The 20266-nt window shown below is 32.1% G+C and carries 12 protein-coding genes; 11 read left to right on the top strand and 1 reads right to left on the bottom strand.

What is annotated here, in order from left to right; translation table 11 throughout:
• Nucleotides 1-88 precede the first annotated feature (88 nt).
• Nucleotides 89-1438, bottom strand: coding sequence for a cobalamin-dependent protein (locus ACKI44_RS03550; protein WP_407421595.1), 1350 nt, complete (start codon nt 1436-1438; stop codon nt 89-91).
• A 434-nt stretch (nt 1439-1872) separates the two neighbouring features.
• On the opposite strand from ACKI44_RS03550, the gene ACKI44_RS03545 reads away from it, so the two are divergent.
• The 11 genes from ACKI44_RS03545 (at nt 1873) to ACKI44_RS03495 (ending at nt 20081) form a co-directional block, all read left to right on the top strand.
• Nucleotides 1873-3846, top strand: coding sequence for a DEAD/DEAH box helicase family protein (locus ACKI44_RS03545; RefSeq protein ID WP_407421593.1), 1974 nt, complete (start codon nt 1873-1875; stop codon nt 3844-3846).
• Nucleotides 3846-4019, top strand: a complete 174-nt coding sequence (locus ACKI44_RS03540) for a hypothetical protein (RefSeq protein ID WP_407421591.1) — start codon at nt 3846-3848, stop codon at nt 4017-4019. The genes ACKI44_RS03545 and ACKI44_RS03540 overlap by 1 nt, the downstream gene beginning before the upstream one ends.
• Nucleotide 4020: 1 nt before the next feature.
• Nucleotides 4021-6027 carry an AAA family ATPase gene (locus ACKI44_RS03535; protein WP_407421590.1) on the top strand — a complete coding sequence of 669 codons (2007 nt, stop codon included), beginning with the start codon at nt 4021-4023 and terminating at the stop codon, nt 6025-6027.
• On the top strand, nt 6017-6448 hold the full coding sequence (locus ACKI44_RS03530) for a hypothetical protein (protein ID WP_407421588.1): 432 nt from the start codon (nt 6017-6019) through the stop codon (nt 6446-6448). The genes ACKI44_RS03535 and ACKI44_RS03530 overlap by 11 nt, the downstream gene beginning before the upstream one ends.
• Before the next feature lie 20 nt (nt 6449-6468).
• Complete coding sequence (locus ACKI44_RS03525) at nt 6469-7056, top strand: hypothetical protein (RefSeq protein ID WP_407421586.1); 588 nt, start codon at nt 6469-6471, stop codon at nt 7054-7056.
• Nucleotides 7057-7358: 302 nt separating this feature from the next.
• Nucleotides 7359-7967, top strand: a complete 609-nt coding sequence (locus ACKI44_RS03520) for a zinc ribbon domain-containing protein (RefSeq protein ID WP_407421584.1) — start codon at nt 7359-7361, stop codon at nt 7965-7967.
• Nucleotides 7968-8113: 146 nt separating this feature from the next.
• Nucleotides 8114-8302: a hypothetical protein gene (locus ACKI44_RS03515; protein WP_407421609.1), complete on the top strand. Its 189-nt coding sequence runs from the start codon at nt 8114-8116 to the stop codon at nt 8300-8302.
• Between the two features lie 453 nt (nt 8303-8755).
• On the top strand, nt 8756-12058 hold the full coding sequence (locus ACKI44_RS03510) for a C1 family peptidase (protein ID WP_407421582.1): 3303 nt from the start codon (nt 8756-8758) through the stop codon (nt 12056-12058).
• Nucleotides 12059-12183: 125 nt separating this feature from the next.
• Nucleotides 12184-12783: an NAD(P)H-binding protein gene (locus ACKI44_RS03505; RefSeq protein ID WP_407421580.1), complete on the top strand. Its 600-nt coding sequence runs from the start codon at nt 12184-12186 to the stop codon at nt 12781-12783.
• 29 nt (nt 12784-12812) lie between these two features.
• Complete coding sequence (locus ACKI44_RS03500) at nt 12813-16736, top strand: C1 family peptidase (protein ID WP_407421578.1); 3924 nt, start codon at nt 12813-12815, stop codon at nt 16734-16736.
• 126 nt (nt 16737-16862) lie between these two features.
• A complete protein-coding gene (locus tag ACKI44_RS03495; protein WP_407421576.1) occupies nt 16863-20081 on the top strand; it encodes a C1 family peptidase in 3219 nt (1072 codons plus the stop codon).
• Nucleotides 20082-20266 lie beyond the last annotated feature (185 nt).

Raw genomic sequence — 20266 nt, 5'->3', positions numbered from 1 at the left:
AAATGCACTATACAATTCATATGAATTAATATTTATAATAATTATTAAGATTTTACGATGTTAATTAAAGAGAATAAATATCCATTATCTAATTTGTCTTTATTTTAAAATAATCCTGCTCATCCCACGGATGTAAATCAAAAGGTGACCATGCATCAGGCAAAACATCCGAAAATTTTTCTTTAATCTCTTTAAATGATTTTCTACGTAGTTGTTTAGCTTTATCTTGAGGTATTTGTTTTCGTTCCAAAATAGTTGAATGAAAATCAACTTCATGCCTCATACAAATATTGTGCCTACGAATATTTCTCCGGAATTTTCTTACTTTTGCATCAGTCCAACCCCCTTCTTCATGAATATGATAATCATCAGGACCTTGTTCCCGCTTATATGAACTATAATTATCATCTTCTGCATTTAATGGCCTATATCGACAATCTGTTATTTGAACATTCCATTCAGCACAAAGTTGCCTTTTTTCTTCCATCTCTTCATAAGGAATTTCATAATTATAAATCATGAAGATAGATATCTCTTTTGCTGCAAATCCTGCATCAATTAATAAATCAATTTGCTCTTTAATTTTAGGAGCTTGACATATACCATGATCCCAAGCAATTTTTGGATTTTTAAACCCTGCTTCTTTCAATTTTTTAGCCAAATGTGGTTTTTTTATAAGTATCCTTCCATCGAATCCAGATTGAGATTCTACATAAGTTATTTTCCTTTGTGTTTTTAACTCTTTTAATTCATTAAGTATATTTTCTATATGTTTATTAGCCAAAAGATTATTGTCATAAAATATTATTTTTTTCAATGGTTTTTGATTATGTTCATATTGTCTTTTTTGATTTTCTTCAATTTCTCTTTTAATACTTGACTTACAATCCCACACTGGTTCAATTATATATGTTCCACAGAATCCACACTTTCTAATGCAACCTCTACTGGTATGAATTATTTGATAATCCACATCAACTAAATCATATGCGGGAGCACATTTTTCTACTTCAGGAATTGGTCCAGTAATTATTTCATCACAGTGCGTATTTTTTAAACAATGTTCTGGCATTAAAGAAGCATAAATTCCTCCAACAATTATTTTTGCATTAGGATATTTATTTTTATAATGTAAAACTGCTTTTTTCACATATTTTGACCAATAAGTAAATATTGAAGTGACAAATATTAAATTAGGCACATTATTAGAGACATCATTTTTAAAATCTAATTTTGTTTGATAATAATCTTCATCTTTTTTCTCTTCAAAACGTATTAATTCAACATCTATTGATTTCTCTCTAAAATAACTAGCTATTTTTAAAAGACCTATTGGTAAAAAATTAGAATGATTTCTACTTTTATTAGGAATAGGAAAGTCTGGTTCAACAAGTAAAACACGTTTAATGTCTTCTGTTATCAAATCTTTAAATTCCATAATTTTCCCCAAGACCATTAGTAAATAAATTTTATATAATATGGTATCCTATTAATTTTATTTAAATTTTTTTTATATCAAGATTATAATGTATTTTACTTTGATTTTTGTTATATGAATGATTTTTATCAGGTTTATAAATAACATGAGTAATTATTTTGATCTTATTGAGATCGTTAATATATTGTACATATTTAAACTTTTAAAATCTGATCCCTCCCAGATTTAATTTTTAAATCGATTTATTCTTTTTTTATTTTACTATTTGATTTAATTTAATCTGACATGAGTTATTATATGAGATATTAAGATTTTATTTTAATTTTTAAGATATTTTAGTAATATATATATTGTTATAACAACAATATAATTATTATTAGTGGTAATTTTGTGGCTATTGGAGAAGATTAAAAATTTTATAATATGGGGTTTTAATGTCATTACAAGATATTGATAGTTTAATTAAGCCAGATTATTTTTCTGCAAATGAAAATTTGGTTGAAAAATTTTATAATTTGGCACTAGCTGAATCCGTTAAGTATGATAGACTTTCAGGATACTTTAGTTCTGCAAGTTTATGTGTGGCTGCAAAAGGAATGGCAAAATTAATCGAAAATAATGGACATATAAGACTACTTTGCGGAGTCCAATTAAGTGAAGATGATTGGGATTCAATTTCAAATCCAAATCAATTCAAAGAATTAATTAATAAAAATTTTTTAAATGAATATGAAAATTTAGAAGATGAATTAATTTGGAACTATACAAAAGTTTTAGGTTGGATGATTGCAAATGAATTTCTTGAAGTTAAAATAGGTTTAAATTATATAGATGGTAGATATATGCCAGATAATATTTATCATCCAAAATTAGGAATTATGCATGATTCTGAAGATAATTGTATCATTTTTGTAGGTTCAGTGAATGAAAGTGCAAGAGGTTGGGTAAAAAATTCTGAAAATTTGCACACATTTAAAAGTTGGCAGGACGATGTGCATATTCCTACAAATATTTCTGCTTTTGAAGATTTTTGGAATGACAATAATGATAATCTAAAAGTATACAATATTCCTGATGAATCATTAAATTTTTTCATCAAAAATGCTCCAAAAGATAAAGTAGAACTTGAAAAAATTATTGTTCGAATTAAGCAATTGGAAAAACCTCCCTATAAGAAAAAAAAAGTAAAAACACCATATTCCTACCAACTTGATGCAATTGACACTTGGTTTTCCCATGGTAAAAGAGGAATTTTGGCTATGGCTACAGGAACTGGTAAAACAATTACATCATTAAATTGTTTAAAAAAAGTTGTAAAAGATGAAGATGTTCTCACAGTAATCGCATGCCCCTATATTCATTTAATTGAACAGTGGAAAGATGAAATCATTAGTATGGATTTGGGAAAACCCCATGAATTTTATGGGGATGCTAATCCAAAATGGGGAGTGGATTTTGATAAACTTAAAAGAAAAATAAATAATAATGTAAATTTTAATAAAGCACAAATTATTTTAACATCACACGTAACCTTCTCCAAAAAAGAATTCATTACTAAAATAATGTCTATAAAAGAAAAAAATCCAAATAAAAAATTATTATTAATTGTTGATGAAGTTCATCATGTAGGGTCTGCGGGATATAGTGAGGGATTAATCCGTGAATATGATTATAGATTAGGTCTGAGTGCTACTCCTAAAAGACATATGGATTATGAAGGGACTGCAAGAATAATGAATTATTTTAAAGGAGAAATTTTTGAATTTAATATTAGAGATGCATTAACTAGAAGATTCGGTTCTAAAAGAGAAAAGTTTTTGACACCATATTATTATATTCCAATTAAAGTTAACCTAACAGAAGAAGAATCTAAAAATAGAAGCAAAGCAAATAATGCTGAAGACAAATATAAAATATTAGGGGAAATATTAGATAATTTGGAAGAGCCAATTGATCATTTAATAATATTTTGCTCATATAAACAAATAGAAAGAGTATTACAAATTTTAGATGAAAAGAACATTAATCCTAAATCAAAGTTTACATATCATGAAAATTTAAAATTACGAAAACAATTGTTAGATGGTTTTGATAAAGGTGATTACAAGGCATTGGTTGCAATTAGATGTTTAAATGAAGGTGTAGATGTTCCATCAACCAATAAAGTTATTATTATGTCTAGTTCATCAAATCCTGCAGAATATATTCAAAGAAGAGGCAGAGTTTTAAGGAAATCACCAGGTAAAGAAAAGGCATATATTTATGATTTAGTTGTAGTTTCTGATAATGACGATTCTTCAAAGTTGAATAACTTTTTTGATTCTGAATTAGATAGGTTAAAAGAGTTTATTTCTACTTCGGACAATGCTGGCGAAAGTTTAGATAAATTAAAACAGTGGGGATTATAATGAAAAGTAATATTAATTCAGTGATTTTAGGAATTTTGGACGAAATGAAAATAAAAGATAATGAAAAAAATTATATTTTAGATGCTTTGAATTTAGAATATGAATACAGTGATAAGAAAAAGCCAAGATTAGATGACAATTATGCAAAATTTGTTGAGGAGTATAGTGATTAAAATGATTATCAGATCATTGACAATGAAAAATTATGGACCATATAGAAACCCTCCAAAAATTAATTTTGCATATGGTGAGAAAAATTTAACTATAATAGAAGGAGACAACGATTTAGGAAAAACTACTTTTTTAAGTGCAATTTATTGGTGCATATATGGTGGTAAGGAACCTTATAAAAATTCAAGTAAAGGTAGATGTAATTTAGAGGCAGCTAAAGAAATAAAAAACAGTAAAATTTTGACAGTTGAAGTTGAAGTTGTAATGGAAGACAATGAAGGTAATAATATAACAATTAATAGAAAACAAAATTATAATAAAACATCTACAGGAAAAATGCGTAAAAAAGGAGAAGAAAAGTTTGAAATTTACAAAAATGATAAACCTTTGGGTGATCCACTAGGATATAGAAAAACAAGATTGCCTAAGCGCCTACAAGAATATTTTTTATTTGATGGTGAAAGATTATTAGATTGGTTTAATGGTGATACTAATACTGTAAAAGAGGAAATAATAAAATTATCCCAATCAAATTTAATTGAAAAAACAATAGAACGTACTGAAACACAAAAGAATAATTTAAATGATGATTTAAAAGAATTAAATGAAGAATTAGCTGATTTAAATGAACAAAGAGATAAATTAATTTTATCTAATAAACAAGATATTAAAGATTTAGAAGAAAATAAAAACAATATTAAAAAATTAACGAAGGAAAATGAAAATTTAAATGAATTACTGAATCCTGGAGGAGATAGTCCTGATGAATTATTTATTGAAATTAATAATTTAAAAAAAGATATTGAAATTTTTAATAATAGTTTAAATAATTTAAATGAGACTCACTTAAAATTTTTATTATATAATTTTTCTTATGTTTTGAGTTATGACTTATTAAAAACATTTATAACTAGAAAGATTAATGATGACTCTATTGATGATAATGAATATATTTATTCAATTTCATCCAAAGACCTCAATTTTATTTTGAATAGAAAAAAATGCATGTGCGGTCACGATTTAAAAGAAGATAATTCAGCATTTGAATTATTGTCCAAACTCAGAGATAATACAATTAAAATTGAAAATAATTCTATAATTAATAAAAAAATTAAAGAATTAATTAATGAGTCTAATGAAATAATTAGCAAAATTCCCAAATCATTTCAGAATGATGTCGAACAACATTGTAATGAGGTTAATAAGATTGAAGAGTATCTTGAAAGTAAAATAGAATCCCTTGAAATTAAAAATGAATTATATAACTCCGCTTTAAAAGCAAAAAATAAAGAGAATGAAATTAAAAGTAAAATTGATGGGAATGATAAATTAATTGAAGGTTTTAAAGAAAACATCAAAAATCTTCAGAATAATATTGATGAATTTGAACCCGAAATGCAAAGAATAGAACGAGAATTAGATTTATTAAAAATTAATATAGGTGATGAAAAAGAACTTAATGATAAAGTTAATTTTTGTAACAAAATTATAGAACACTGTGAATTTTTAAAAGATGAATTAGGAAGAAAAATTCATAAATCAATCGAAAATAATGTTAATAAACAATTCAAAAAAATCTATAATGGTGATGGGACTAGAAATAAATATGATGCAGTATTAATTAGTGAATCATTCGATATTTCATTGAGAGAAACAGATGGAGAAATTGTCACATCCATTACTCCTTCAAGTGGTGCTCAATTAGCTATTGCATTGTCATTTATCACAGCAATAAACTCTTCATCTGCATTTAAACTTCCCCAAGTAATGGATACTTCCATTGGGCGATGGGGAAATAGATTAAGAAATAATTTTGCTGATTCAATACCCCATTTATTAGAAAATAATCAATTAATTTTCCTTTTTTTAGATAGTGAAAACTCGTCAGAATTCCATGATAAGTTATGTGAATACGTTGGAAAGGAATATGAACTACAATTTGTAACAAAAGATGAAACAACAATTGTTGATGTTACTAAAGAGAGATTAGGTGAAAAACATGATAAATGATGATAAAGGTACAACAATATATACTGATGAAATGTATTATAAACATACTTCAGATGAAGAAAATAAATATTCCTATCAATATTTTGGGAAAAAACTGGGATTAAATAATCTGGAATTATTTTTAATCACAGTATTAATTGGTAAATATATAGTTAAAAATCGTGAAAATATTAATGACCCGGTTACTTTAATTAAATATGAAAGTGCTTTAAAAATGGGAGAACCAATTAAAATATTACAAATTTTAGCAATTGAAGAAACTGATGATATAAATATATTAAATGATAAACCAAGAATGTTTGATATTTGGGAAGGTTATGCTATGGCGGGAATGAAAGAATTCTGCAAATGGTATCATTCTAATGCTATTGATTTTGAAGCTAAACTTGAAGAAGAGATGTCCAAAGTTTTAATTCATTGAAATATTAATTTGTGATTTTTATGACAAATGAAGAATATATTTTACAAGATGGGGAAAAATACATAGTAACTCGCACATTTGATAATGACAAATATAATTTTGGCAAATTTGATTCATTAGAAGAAGCTATTAAAAAAAGAGATGAGTTGGATTATGAAGGATGGCCACTTGACGAAGAATTTCTTGTGGATGATGAAATTGATGAGCCTCATTTAGATTTTTCTTTTAAGATTGGAACTTCTTATAAACATGGTTTTTTAGTTTTAACAAGAGATGAAACCAAAGATTTGATTCCTCATTTGCCTTATGAAGAAGAATGTGATGTAATTTTTGATGAAATTAAAGCAAAAATAAAGTTAAATGTTCTTTTAAGGTTGAGTATTACAAGTGGAAATGAAGAACTTAGGGAACATTTAAAAGAGTTAAGCGAAATTGATCCTAATCAACGTGCAAATATTAGTTTTTTATTAAATAAAGAAGATGATAATCCCTTAAATTTTGATGAACAAGAAAAATTATCAAAATTAGAACAACAATTAGAAGATGCAAATAAAGAGATTTTATTACTAAAAGAAAAATGTAATAAATTTGAAAAGAATATTCTTTAATTTTAATTTTATAAATAATAATAGAATTCCTATATTAATATGTTAAACAATTAGATATCCAATAGATTAATATAAAAGTTAATAATAAGTTATTCAAAAAAAATCAGAACATTACTCCTAATTAAAGAAAAATTGATTTAATATCTAAACATGATGTTTTTATTTCATTTTCAACCAAATAAGTTTATTAATTGATGAATTTGACTAAAAAGTCAACATAAAATATCATCCATAAAGAAAAAATAATAATTAATATAACCTCTTTTTAACAAATATATCACCACTAATTAACGGTGATAACAATGACAAAATGTCCAAAATGTGGGGAGGAAGTCGAAAAAGATTCTAAATTCTGTGATAAATGCGGATCTAAAATCGGAAATACACAAGAACCCAAAAACAATAAAAATAAAATAATTATAGGATTATTAATAATAATTGGAATACTTGTAGCAGCGTTTGTTCTCACAAATGTACCATTATTTGACGAAGAAGTTACATTGGATGGTGTGAAGATGACAGCACCTGCAGGCAGTACGTACATAACAAAACAAGAGGGAATGGAATTTTATGGTAGCGATGGAAAATCCATATTCATTATTAATAATAAAGGAATGACAACTGAAGATTTTGATATCACATATTCTGCATTATCCACAGGTGAAATTAGTGCTAGTGAATTTTTATCAATGATGCAGCAGGGTATGGACAATGTCACATTCACGAGTTATAATTTAGAGACAACTCAAGGATTTAAAACAATAACAGTACATGCAGAAGGAATTATTAAAGATACTCGTGAAAATGTAGTTGTTAAAATGATTAAAACTCCCAATAATGTATATACAATTTTTTACAGGGAAAATAACGAAAACAGTATGAAAATGTATAATTCCATGCAGTTAAGTTAAATGATTTAAACCATCACCACAAATAACAAAAAGTTTTTTTGGGAAATAACAAGCCAATAGATGATTTAAATTATCAACTTCACACTGAGACAATTCATTTAAATCAAAGAAAAATTTTAAGCATAACACTCATTTCAAATCTTCTCTTGGAATTAGCTTTTCAATATCAAATAATTCTTCACCAGGCAAAGCTAACATTCAACATCAACGGAGCATTCCATGTAAGACACACAGATTCCTCAGGAATAGCTAGGTTAAACATCAGACTGATGGCCAGAGAATACATCATCACCTCCGAATATGACGGAATGAGAATCGCAGAAAATAATTTTTAAAAAGCAAGCCAAATTGCAAGAACAGATGTGCAAAAATGCTGAAAAAATAATCCGTGAAAAATTATTTATTTAATAAGTAAATGATTAATAAACAGTAATTATAATGTATTTTTATTATATGTTTTCTGTTATTTAAACAAATAGATAATGTCCATATTTATTTTTTAAAATTTAAGTGATAGAAAAGTCTCAATTTTCATAACGAAACACGAAATCAAGTAAAATTAGAAAAACAAGAAAATTAGGAAATTACCAAGTAATGGGAATTCCGCTTAATGATAACGCATTAAATGAATTCAACAAACAATAACGTTATCCCAATTGTATTCTAGGAGTACAAACTCCAATTTACTTTTTTAAGACATGACAACATATAAAATTAGAGTCTGCCTCTTTAACATTAATATAAATATTTAAATATCAATTTTTTATATAATTTATATTGTGATAATTATGAATGTTTTAAAGGTTATGATTGTCATGCTTGTTTTAATCATGTCGGTGGGGGCTGTCTGTGCAGCAGAAAACCTTACAGATGATGTTATAAGTGATGATGGTCAAGAAATCATAGGAATAGACAGTGAAGATTCATTCACTGATTTGGCAGATGAAATAAATAATGCAACCGGCGAGTTGAATTTAACTCACGACTATAAATTCAACAATGAAACCGACAGTAACATGGGAATTTCTATTGATAAGGATAATTTTGTCATTAATGGTAATGGCTATACCATTGACGCAAATAACCAATCAAGGATATTCATTATTAGAGGAAATAACATAACTATAAATAACCTTACTTTTATTAATGCAAACTCTGATATGGGCAGTATTTTATATATCCCGGATTATTGTTCCATAAATACAAATAATGTGGTTTTTGCAAACAGTACTGCTTCAAATTTAGCAACAATCTTTGTAGGAATGTTTGCTTCATTTATAAGTAACGAAGACGAATTTTTAGATTTGACATCAAAAAATTATGGTGCTATAACACTGAACCAAAATGCAAATGCGATATTCAATTCTGCATTTATGATGAATTCAAAAGAATTGATAAGGGGATTTATTTTAGCTTTGGGTGGAAACGAATTATACGTCAGTAATTCAGTATTTGCAAATACCACATCCAATTATACGGCTGCAATTCGGGGAAGTAAAATAACAAGAATCTTGAATTGCAGTTTCATTAATCTTCATGCCCGTATTTCTGCAGGAGCAATCCTATTGAAAGGTACGGAAGATGGTTTTATTGCAAACTGTACATTTACTAATGTTACTTCCGAAAAAAATGCAGGTGCAATACTTTGCGATGTATATGCTAAAAATAACACGAACAACATTACAATCATGAATTCCGATTTTACTGATTGTTACTCCGGATTCGGTGGAGCATTAGTCCAATTGGGAGGTAACCTTCTAGTAGACAATTGTAACTTCACAAATAATTCCGCATTATTTGATGGTGGTGCAATATACACTTCCATGACCAAGGACACTATTTTCAGTTCAGTATTCGATAACAATTATGCAACATATGATGAAGAGGATAGGGCCACTTACGGCGGCGCAATATACTGTGACAACGGCAGTTTAATGTTATTTAATTCTAACATAACCAATAATGTTGCAAAAAATGGTGCTGGAATATCTTTATATGATTCAAACTATACCATTAAAAATAACACATTTGACAATAATCATGACTATGAGGGCAATTATAGCGACATTTACACAGAATTTGACTCTACGATATGCATTATAGAAAACAATACCTACAGCGGCAATGATACTTTATCTTTGAACAATACGGAATATGAATATGTTGTGCCTATTCCAGGAATGGAATTGAATATAATCAATAATACAATAGATGTTAATACACTTCCAATTCGCTTTGATTTACGTGATTGGGGATGGGTTTCACCTGTCAAAGACCAGGGCCTAATGGGAGCTTGCTGGACATTTGCAACAACAGGAGCCATAGAATCTGCAATGTTAAGATTTTTAGGATTGGAAGGATCCCTTTCTGAAAATAATATGCAGGACGTTTCACTCCAATATTCCCCATATGGAACATCAGGCATTCCTGAAGGAGGATCTTATGAATCAGGTGCCGGTTATGCGTTAAGTTGGTTAGGTGTACATCCAGGAGAATATGATACATACGACGAAGTCGGAAAAATTTCACCATTAATGGCAACACCGGAAAGTATTCATGTCCAGGACGTGGTCTTTATACCTCGTAAAAATATAAGTGATAATGACAATTTAAAAAGAGCTCTTTTAAAATATGGTGCTTTAAGTATCTTTTATCATTCTGAACAGCAACCCCCATATTGTGACATGATAAACGGTTATCAGTATTTTAATGAAAGTGGTGTGACGAATCATGGAGTTACCTTAATCGGATGGGATGACACATTTTCCGCAAGCAACTTTTTAATTACTCCTCCTGGTGATGGTGCATGGATATTTAAAAACAGCTGGGGAACCGAAAAAGGACAAGAGGGATATTTCTATATCTCATACTATGATTTGACTTTTGGAACAGAAAAGCCATCAGTTGCATTTGTGTTTGAAAACAATATCCCATATAGCAAAAATTACCAATATGACATCAACGGAATAATATCCTTTATCAACAAATCAAATGAATACATGAATACATATGAAGCAATCGAAAATGATTTGATTGCTGCCGTTGGAACCTACTTTAATGAAAGCGGCATTAACTATACTGTTGAGGTCTACGTTAATGACGTTTTAAAATATGCGCAAAATGGTGTTTCACCATTCTATGGTTTCCATACCATTAAATTAGATTCATATATCCCAATTAAAGAAGGAGACATCTTTGCTGTTAAAATTATATCAAACAGTGTTGCAGCCATTATAGGATCCAGACAACATCATGAACCTAGTTCATCACAATACCTGGTAAATGGTACATGGATTGATTCTTTTGATGAAAACAATACTGTTTGCTCCATAAAAGTCTATACATTACCGCTGGATATTTACACCCAAGATTTAGTTAAAATCTATAAAAACGATTCACAATTTGAGGCAAATATCGGAGTGGCTAATGAAACCGTAACCTTTGAAATCAATGGCGAAAGCTATACAAGAACCAGTAATGAAAACGGAACCGCAAAAATGAACATCAACTTAGGACCAGGCAACTACACAATCAAAACAACATTCAACGATACAACAGTTGAAAACACAATTACAGTATTGCCGACATTGATTGCAGAAAACCTCGTTAAATACTACAGAAACGCTTCCCAATTCCTCATTTCATTAATTGACGGTGAAGGCAATCCTGTAACTGGCGTTAACATTACCATGAACATCAACGGAGTATTCTATGACCGTTTAACTAATGAAAACGGTACCGCTAAGCTGAACATTAACCTGGAGCCGGGCGAATACATCCTAACCGCAATTGACCCGTTAACTGGACTCATGATGTCCTATAACATTACCGTTTTACCAGTCTTAAGCGCCGACAATATGGAAATGACATACATGGACGGTTCAACATTCAACGCAACCGTCATTGACGGTGAAGGTAATCCTCTAGCCAATGCATCAGTAACATTCAACATCAACGGAGTATTCTATGTAAGACACACCGATTCTTTAGGAATAGCCAGATTAAACATCAGACTGATGGCCGGAGAATACATCATCACCTCCGAATATGACGGAATGGCAATCGCAAACACAATTACAATCAAGGATTAAATCAATTTAATCCTTTTTTCTTTTTTTGAATACATTCATTAACTGAATGCTTGAATTATTAAGTATCAGAATCAAATAACAAATCATTAATTGAAGAATAATCAAAGATTAAACCAGGTGAAAAAATGAACATAGCTATTCTTGGAGCAACGGGAAAATTCGGAATATCATTAACGGCGAAGTTACTTGCAGTTACAGACCACCACCTGACACTCATTTCAACTAGTGCAGGTCATCTCTATGAGGACAATCACAGAATTACGGCTAAAAGCGTTAATGCACTTGATTTTAGAGCCTTAAAGAAAGCCTTGAAAGACCAGGACCTGGTTTACTTTGCAATTTCAGGAGACTACATTCCAGTCATGGTGGACAATATCATTAATATGGACCCTAAAAGATTCATTTTCATGGCTTCTGTTGGAATTTACAACGAACTTGAAGGGGAAGGTGCCGAATTCAATGTGGACAATGACCAGACTCAGATTCCAAACCAGTATGCTGCAGATCTTATTGAAAGCAGCGACGTTGACTATACAATCATAAGGGCAGGTTATCTTGAGCATGGCGATGAGGACGATTATGTAATTACCAGAAAGGGCGAAACGCCTGCGGGATACAGAACGTCAATGGAATCCGTTCATAAAATAGCTTTAGAAATTATAGAAGATCCTAAAAAATATTCACGTGAAAGCATAAGCGTTACCAAGGACATGAGCGATAATTAAAAATATTTATTCATGAATAGGGAGAAAAAATGATGAAGATAATTAAAATATTGCTTGTACTGGCTATTTTATTCATCTCAATCAGTGCCGTTTCGGCCGAAGGAAACTTCACGGCACTGCAAGAAGAAATAGATTCAAGCACAGACTTTCTAGAAATAACACAGGACTATACATATGACAATTCGACTGATTATGAACTTATTAAGGGAATTAACATAACTAAAAATGATTTTACCATTAACGGTAACGGCCACACCATTGACGCATCCAACCAAGCCAGAATCTTTGGCATTAGAGGAGATAACATCACGATTTTAAACCTCACTTTTATCAACGGATACACAAATAAAGGCGGCGGAGCAATACTTTCAGAAAGAAATGTAAACTTAATAGACTGTTTGTTTGAAAACAACACTGCAGAAATTGGAGGTGCAGTCTGTTTCATCAGTGAAACTGAAAACATCCGGATTTCAAGCGTTTTCAATAAAAACACAGCCACAGAGCTCGGCGGAGCAATATGTTTCATTTCAAATACAGAATACAATACTATTGAAAGCACTTTTGAAAACAACGAAGCAGCGTATGGCGGAGCAATATATTTCTACAGTAAAACAAACAACAATATTTTCAACAGTGATTTTATAAACAATACGGCAAATTTCGGTGGAGGAGCAATAATTTTCTTCGACGAAGTAAGCAACAGCAAATTCAAAGGAAAATATGCAAATAATACCGCTAAAGGCACAATTAATTTAGCAGGATATGGAGGCGCAATAACATTCCAAGATTTCGTGAAAAACATCACAATCAACTGCGAGTTTATCTCAAACAATGGATCAAATGGCGGAGCCCTACACTTTCCAAACTTCGGGAATGGATACATTAATCCAGAAGAAAAAATGGTAAGCATAGAAAACTCCATTTTCATAGGCAATACTGCAGAAAATGGTGCGGCAATATATTCTATTGCAATTATTGCATTAAACAATAGCGTCTTCATTGACAACCATGCAAATATTGGTGGCGGAGCAATATTAAGTTACAATGAAACGCAAATAACAAATTGTCTTTTCATGAACAATTCCGCAAAGAACGGAGGAAATGTCAATTTGAATTGGGAAACTAACATCATTAATTCAACATTCACCAATTCAATAGCCGAAAATGGACCGGCAATATATGCAAAAGCTGAGATTAGCATTGAAGACTCCATATTTGAAAATTTAGTCGGCAGTACAAACGGCGCCATTGTATCAGCGAAATATATGGAAATTACAAATTGCCTTTTCATGAACAATACAGGCACATGGGGCGGAAGCATTTATTCCAAAGGCACTCTAAACATCCGCAACTCAAGTTTTTCCAATTCAAAATCCAAATATGCATCTGCAATATATGCTGAAGGAAATATAACCGTAAGCGATTCGATTTTTGAAAATATGTATGCAAATGAGACTGCAGGATCTGTAGGGCTAAGAGATATGGATATTATAAATATAACAAACTGTACCTTCATAAATTCCGAAGCACGCAAAAACGGCGGCGCAATCTATATAGACATCAACAGAAATCCCAATACGACTACATCCATAGGCAAATCAACCTTCATTAATTCAACTGGAGATTTTGGCGGCGCATTGGTTCAGCTAGGAGGTACTTTGATAATAGAAAATTCAACTTTCACAGAAAATACTGCATTTTATGCCGGATCAGCAGTCTTTATTTCAAATGGAATGATGGGTATAGGAAACTGTTCTTTTGAATCAAACAGGATACTTTATAAAGAAATATATGGGGGAGGAACACTTTATTGTGACAATACATACTTCCTTTCCATCCTTTTAACTTTCAAAGACAATGATGGGAATGCAATTTACGGCTATGATGCGAACTTAACCATAAATGAAAGTGAATTTGAAGGAAACGGCGAAGCCATTCACTGCGTATTTTGTCAAGTCATATTAAATGACAATGTATATAACGATGACCTTCTCATTTTAAATGATACGAATTATGCATCAGTCTTAATGTCAAATGGCATGAAACTGGAACTCATCAACAATACAATAGACGTGAATGACCTTCCGGCACGTTTTGATTTACGCGATTGGGGATGGGTTTCATCAGTTAAAGATCAGGGAGATATGGGTGCCTGTTGGACTTTCGGGTCATGCGGAGCATTGGAATCCGCACTGATTAAGGCAACAGGAATTGAATATGACTTTTCAGAAAACAATATGCAGGACAACCCACTGGCATTTTCAAAATACGGTATCAGTTACGTCACTGAAGGAGGATGGCAAGAATTTGCTTTAGAATATATTTTAAGTTGGTTTGGACCATTTCCAACCGAATATGACAGTTATGATGAATTGGGCAAATTATCACCAGTTATCATTACAGATGAAAACATACACATCCAGGATGCAATACTTGTAAAACAACGTGCAAATTTCACAGATAACGACGCATTTAAAAAGGCGCTGATTAAATACGGTTCCATTCACATCACATATAACCCATACAGAGCTGCTCCTTACTACAATGAGAATACATTCGCACAGTATCAAAACATCAGTACCGAACAAACCCATGCTGTATCACTTGTCGGATGGGACGACAATTTTTCTGCAAGCAACTTCCTGATAACTCCACCAGGAGATGGTGCATGGATAATTAAAAACAGCTGGGGCGATTTTGGAGAAAACGGATATCAATACATTTCATATTATGATACGAGTATCCTCGAATACATACATAACGTAGGATTTGTTATTGAAAACACCGAGGATTATACTGCAAATTACCAGACAGACCTCAGCGGATATTTAGACATTATTGAATATGATTACAATATAAGCTATAAGATAACCTACACCAGCCTTAGAAATGAACTGATCAGCGCTGTCGGGACTTACTTTGCTGATGAAGGGGAAGAATATCTTCTTGAAATCTATGTAAACGATGATTTAAAACACACACAAAGCGGAACAGCGCCATTCAGAGGGTTCCATACAGTCAAATTGACAGACGAAATTCCAATTAAGGAATGGGATAACTTCACTGCAGTAATGAAAAAGCAGAGCATTCCTATATTAAACATGTCAAGACAACACTATATTGAAAACATAAGCTTTTGCGATTTAGGCGACGGATGGCAAGACATATCTCTTGAAAACATAGCTATATCCTTAAAGGTCTATACCAAGGATTTGGCCATTTACACAGAGGATTTGATTAAGTTCTATAAAAACGACTCCCAATTCGAGGCAAATATTGGCATTGCTAATGAAACCATAACCTTTGAAATCAATGGCGTGAACTACACAAGAACCTGTAATGAAAACGGAACCGCAAAAATGAACATTAACTTAAACCCAGGCAACTACACAATCAAAACAACATTCAACGACACAACAGTTGAAAACACAATTACAGTATTGCCGACATTAATTGCAGAAAACCTCGTTAAATACTACAGAAACGCATCTCAATTCTACGTTTTATTAATTGACGGTGAAGGTAATCCTGTAAGCGGAGTCAACATTACCATGAACATCAACGGAGTATTCTATGATAGAACAACTAATGAAAACGGTACCGCCAAGCTAAACATTAATCTGGAGCCAGGTGAATACATCCTAACCGCAATTGACCCGTTAACAGGACTCATGATGTCATATAACATCACAGTTTTACCTGTCCTAAGCGCAGATAACATGGAAATGACATACATGGACGGTTCAACATTCAACGCAACCGTCATTGACGGTCAAGGTAATCCTCTAGCCAATGCATCAGTAACATTCAACATCAACGGAGTATTCTACATAAGACACACCGATTCCTCAGGAATAGCCAGGTTAAACATCAGACTGATGGCCGGAGAATACATCATCACCTCCGAATATGACGGAATGGCAATCGCAAACACAATTACAATCAAGGATTAAATCAATTTAATCCTTTTTTCTTTTTTTATTGAGTTTTTTGAATAATTTTTAACATCCACCACATTAAATGAAAACTTTTTAAAAACCAAAAATAATATTATATAATATTGAATATAGGGAGAAAAAATGATGAAGATAATTAAAATATTGCTTGTACTGGCTATTTTATTCATCTCAATCAGTGCCGTTTCGGCCGAAGGAAACTTCACGGCACTGCAGGACGAAATAGATTCAAGCACAGACTTCTTAGAAATAACACAGGACTATGTATATGACAATTCGACTGATTATGAACTTATTAAGGGAATTAACATAACTAAAAATGATTTTACCATTAACGGTAACGGCCACACCATTGACGCATCCAACCAAGCCAGAATATTTACAATTAACGGGAACAATGTAACATTAAAAAATTTGAACATTATAAATGGAAATGCCAAAAATGGTGGGGCTTTATACATTTTATCCGACGCCACACTCACTACAAAGAATATTGTCTTTAAAGACGATAATGGCAGTGAAATGGGCGGTGCCGTCGCAAATTTAGGAAGATATACAAGCATAAATGACAGCTTTATCGATAACTGTGCCGATATGGGAGGGGCGATTTATTCCCAAGGGGGTGAATTGAACATAATAAACGGAACATTTTCAAGCGAAAACAGTCAAAATTGGGCTTTAATCTACATGATGTACACTTCAATGTATATTGAAAACACCACTTTTGCAAATACCACTTCAAACTATTCCACTGCAATTTTTGCCTTCCAAAGTACGGGAAAAATCAGGAAATCCACTTTCATCAACCTGACCGCCACAATGACTGCAGGAGCAATAGGAATCAAAGAACTGTGCGAGAACATTACAATAGATGACTGTGACTTCACAAGCACCTATGCCGAGAGAAATGGGGGAGCGATTTATGCTGATGTCGGGGGAGATTATGGACTCTGCGAGGGAAACATTACAATCATCAATTCCCGCTTCACTGACTGCTTTTCAGAATTTGGAGGAGCATACCTTCAGCTGGCCGGACATTTAACCATTGACAGCACAAACTTCACCTCAAACATTGCATTATTTGACGGAGGAGCCATATACACTTCATGGGTAGAGACAGTCAACATTACGAATTCAATATTTACTTCAAACATTGGATATTACGACGGCTTTTCAAATGGAGGAGCTGCCTACTTCGACATGGGCAATGTTACCATTGATTCATGCATTTTCGAAAACAACACTGCAAGCGAAGGCTCATCACTCCATACATATGACTGTAATGTATCCCTATTTGATAATTACTTCAACAATCCTGCAGAAAACGGCTCAAGCATCTACGGAGTTTATTGCAAATATTATGAAAGCGGAAACAATTTCACGGACGACATACTGTCTTTAAACAATACGAATTATGATTTGAATGTTGAATCATCCCAGACCAAGTTTAATCCGCTAAACAATACGATTAATGTCGAGACCCTTCCGAAAAGATTTGACCTGCGTGACTGGGGATGGGTTTCACCAGTTAAAAACCAGGGCAACATGGGTGCCTGCTGGGCATTCAGTTCAACATCAACATTGGAATCAGTATTGATTCGATATGCCAATGTCACCTATGACTTTTCTGAAAACAACCTGCAGAATACGATGCTGAAATATTCAAAATACGGAGATGAGCGGATGGCAGAAGGTGGAAACATATTTGATGGAATATATTACTATTCCAGCTGGCTTGGAGTATCTCCAGCCATATATGACACCTACGACGAATTAGGAAAGATATCTCCATTGATTGCCACCGATGATGATATCCACATAAAGAACATCATAATAATCTCGGAAAGAAAGAATTCAACGGACAATGACTGGCTCAAAAAGGCATTGCTCAAATATGGTGCTGTATCCACCAATTACTATGATGAAGAAAATCCGGCATACTATAATGAAGAGACTTACGGATATTACAATTACGAAATCACTGAGTCTAACCATGTCGCATGTATCGTTGGCTGGGATGACACCTATCCCAAGGAAAACTTTGTAGAAACCCCACCCGGAGATGGCGCATTTATCATTAAAAACAGTTGGGGAACCGAATGGGGAGATGAAGGCTATTTCTACATATCATATTATGATATATCCTTTGCTACAGATGACTTTTCCATGACATTCGACATGAAAAACAACAACGATTATGACAAACTTTACCAGCATGAAATCGTCTACAAGGATTATTCAAATCACACATATGCCATGAACAAATTTGTGGCACAGGAAAATCTCATGATTGCAGCTGTCGCATCATTAAACGTAGCTAGTAAGAGTTATGACTTTTCAATACTCGTGAATGGCGAAAAAGTATATGAACAAAACGGAACATACGAATATTACGGATATGCAACCGTCGAGTTAGATGAATTCATTCCAGTCATGAAGGGAGATGAATTTGCAGTCATATCCAAGAGCACAGAACAAAATTTTGGTACAGCAAGAAAGCATGCACAGCCACATGTCTCATTTGTAAGTTATGATGGCGTCGAATGGGAAGATCTAACCGAAAAAGAAGCAGCTGCCATGATAAAAGTCTATACTTTTAACCTGGACATCTACACCCAGGATTTGGTTAAAATCTATAAAAACGACTCCAAGTTTGTTGCAAACATTGGCATTGCCAACGAGACCGTCAACTTCGAGATAAACGGCATAAATTATACCCGTAAAAGCGATGAAAACGGAAGCGCAAGAATGGCCATTAACCTGGAGCCCGGAAGCTACACAATCAAAACAACATTCAACGGCACAACAGTTGAAAACACAATAACAGTATTGCCAACGCTAATTGCAGACAACCTGGTAAAATACTACAGAAACGCTTCACAGTTCTTTATTTCATTAATTGATGGTAAAAATAATCCTGTAAGCGGAGTTAACATTACTATGAATATCAATGGAGTATTCTATAATAGAACAACAAATGAAAACGGAACCGCTAAACTAAACATCAACTTAGAGCCTGGCGAATACATCCTAACCGCAATTGACCCGTTAACAGGACTCATGATGTCATATAACATTACTGTTTTACCTGTCTTAAGCGCAGATAACATGGAAATGACATATATGGACGGCTCAACATTCAACGCAACAGTCATTGACGGTGAGGGAAAAACACTAGCCAACGCATCAGTAACATTCAACATCAACGGAGTATTCTACACAAGAACCACCGATTCCTCAGGAATAGCCAGGTTAAACATCAGACTGATGGCCGGAGAATACATCATCACATCCGAATATGACGGAATGAGAATCGCAAACACAATTACAATCAAGGATTAATCAATTTAATCCTTTTTTATTCTTTTTTATAACTAAGAATTAATTATAGTTAATTACCAAACTTTTGGTATATATGTTTCAAACCATTTGTCATAAACTTTTGTATCTAAAATCGATTCTTCATAGGTTTTTATAGTTAATTCATGTAAAAATTCTTTTGATTCAAGATAATAATGTTTTATTTC

The organism is Methanobrevibacter sp., assembly GCF_045646205.1.
In the GTDB taxonomy this organism is placed as follows: Archaea; Methanobacteriota; Methanobacteria; order Methanobacteriales; family Methanobacteriaceae; genus Methanocatella.
The sequence above is the reverse complement of the archived record's forward strand: the minus strand, read 5'-3'. Positions and strand labels throughout refer to the sequence as shown.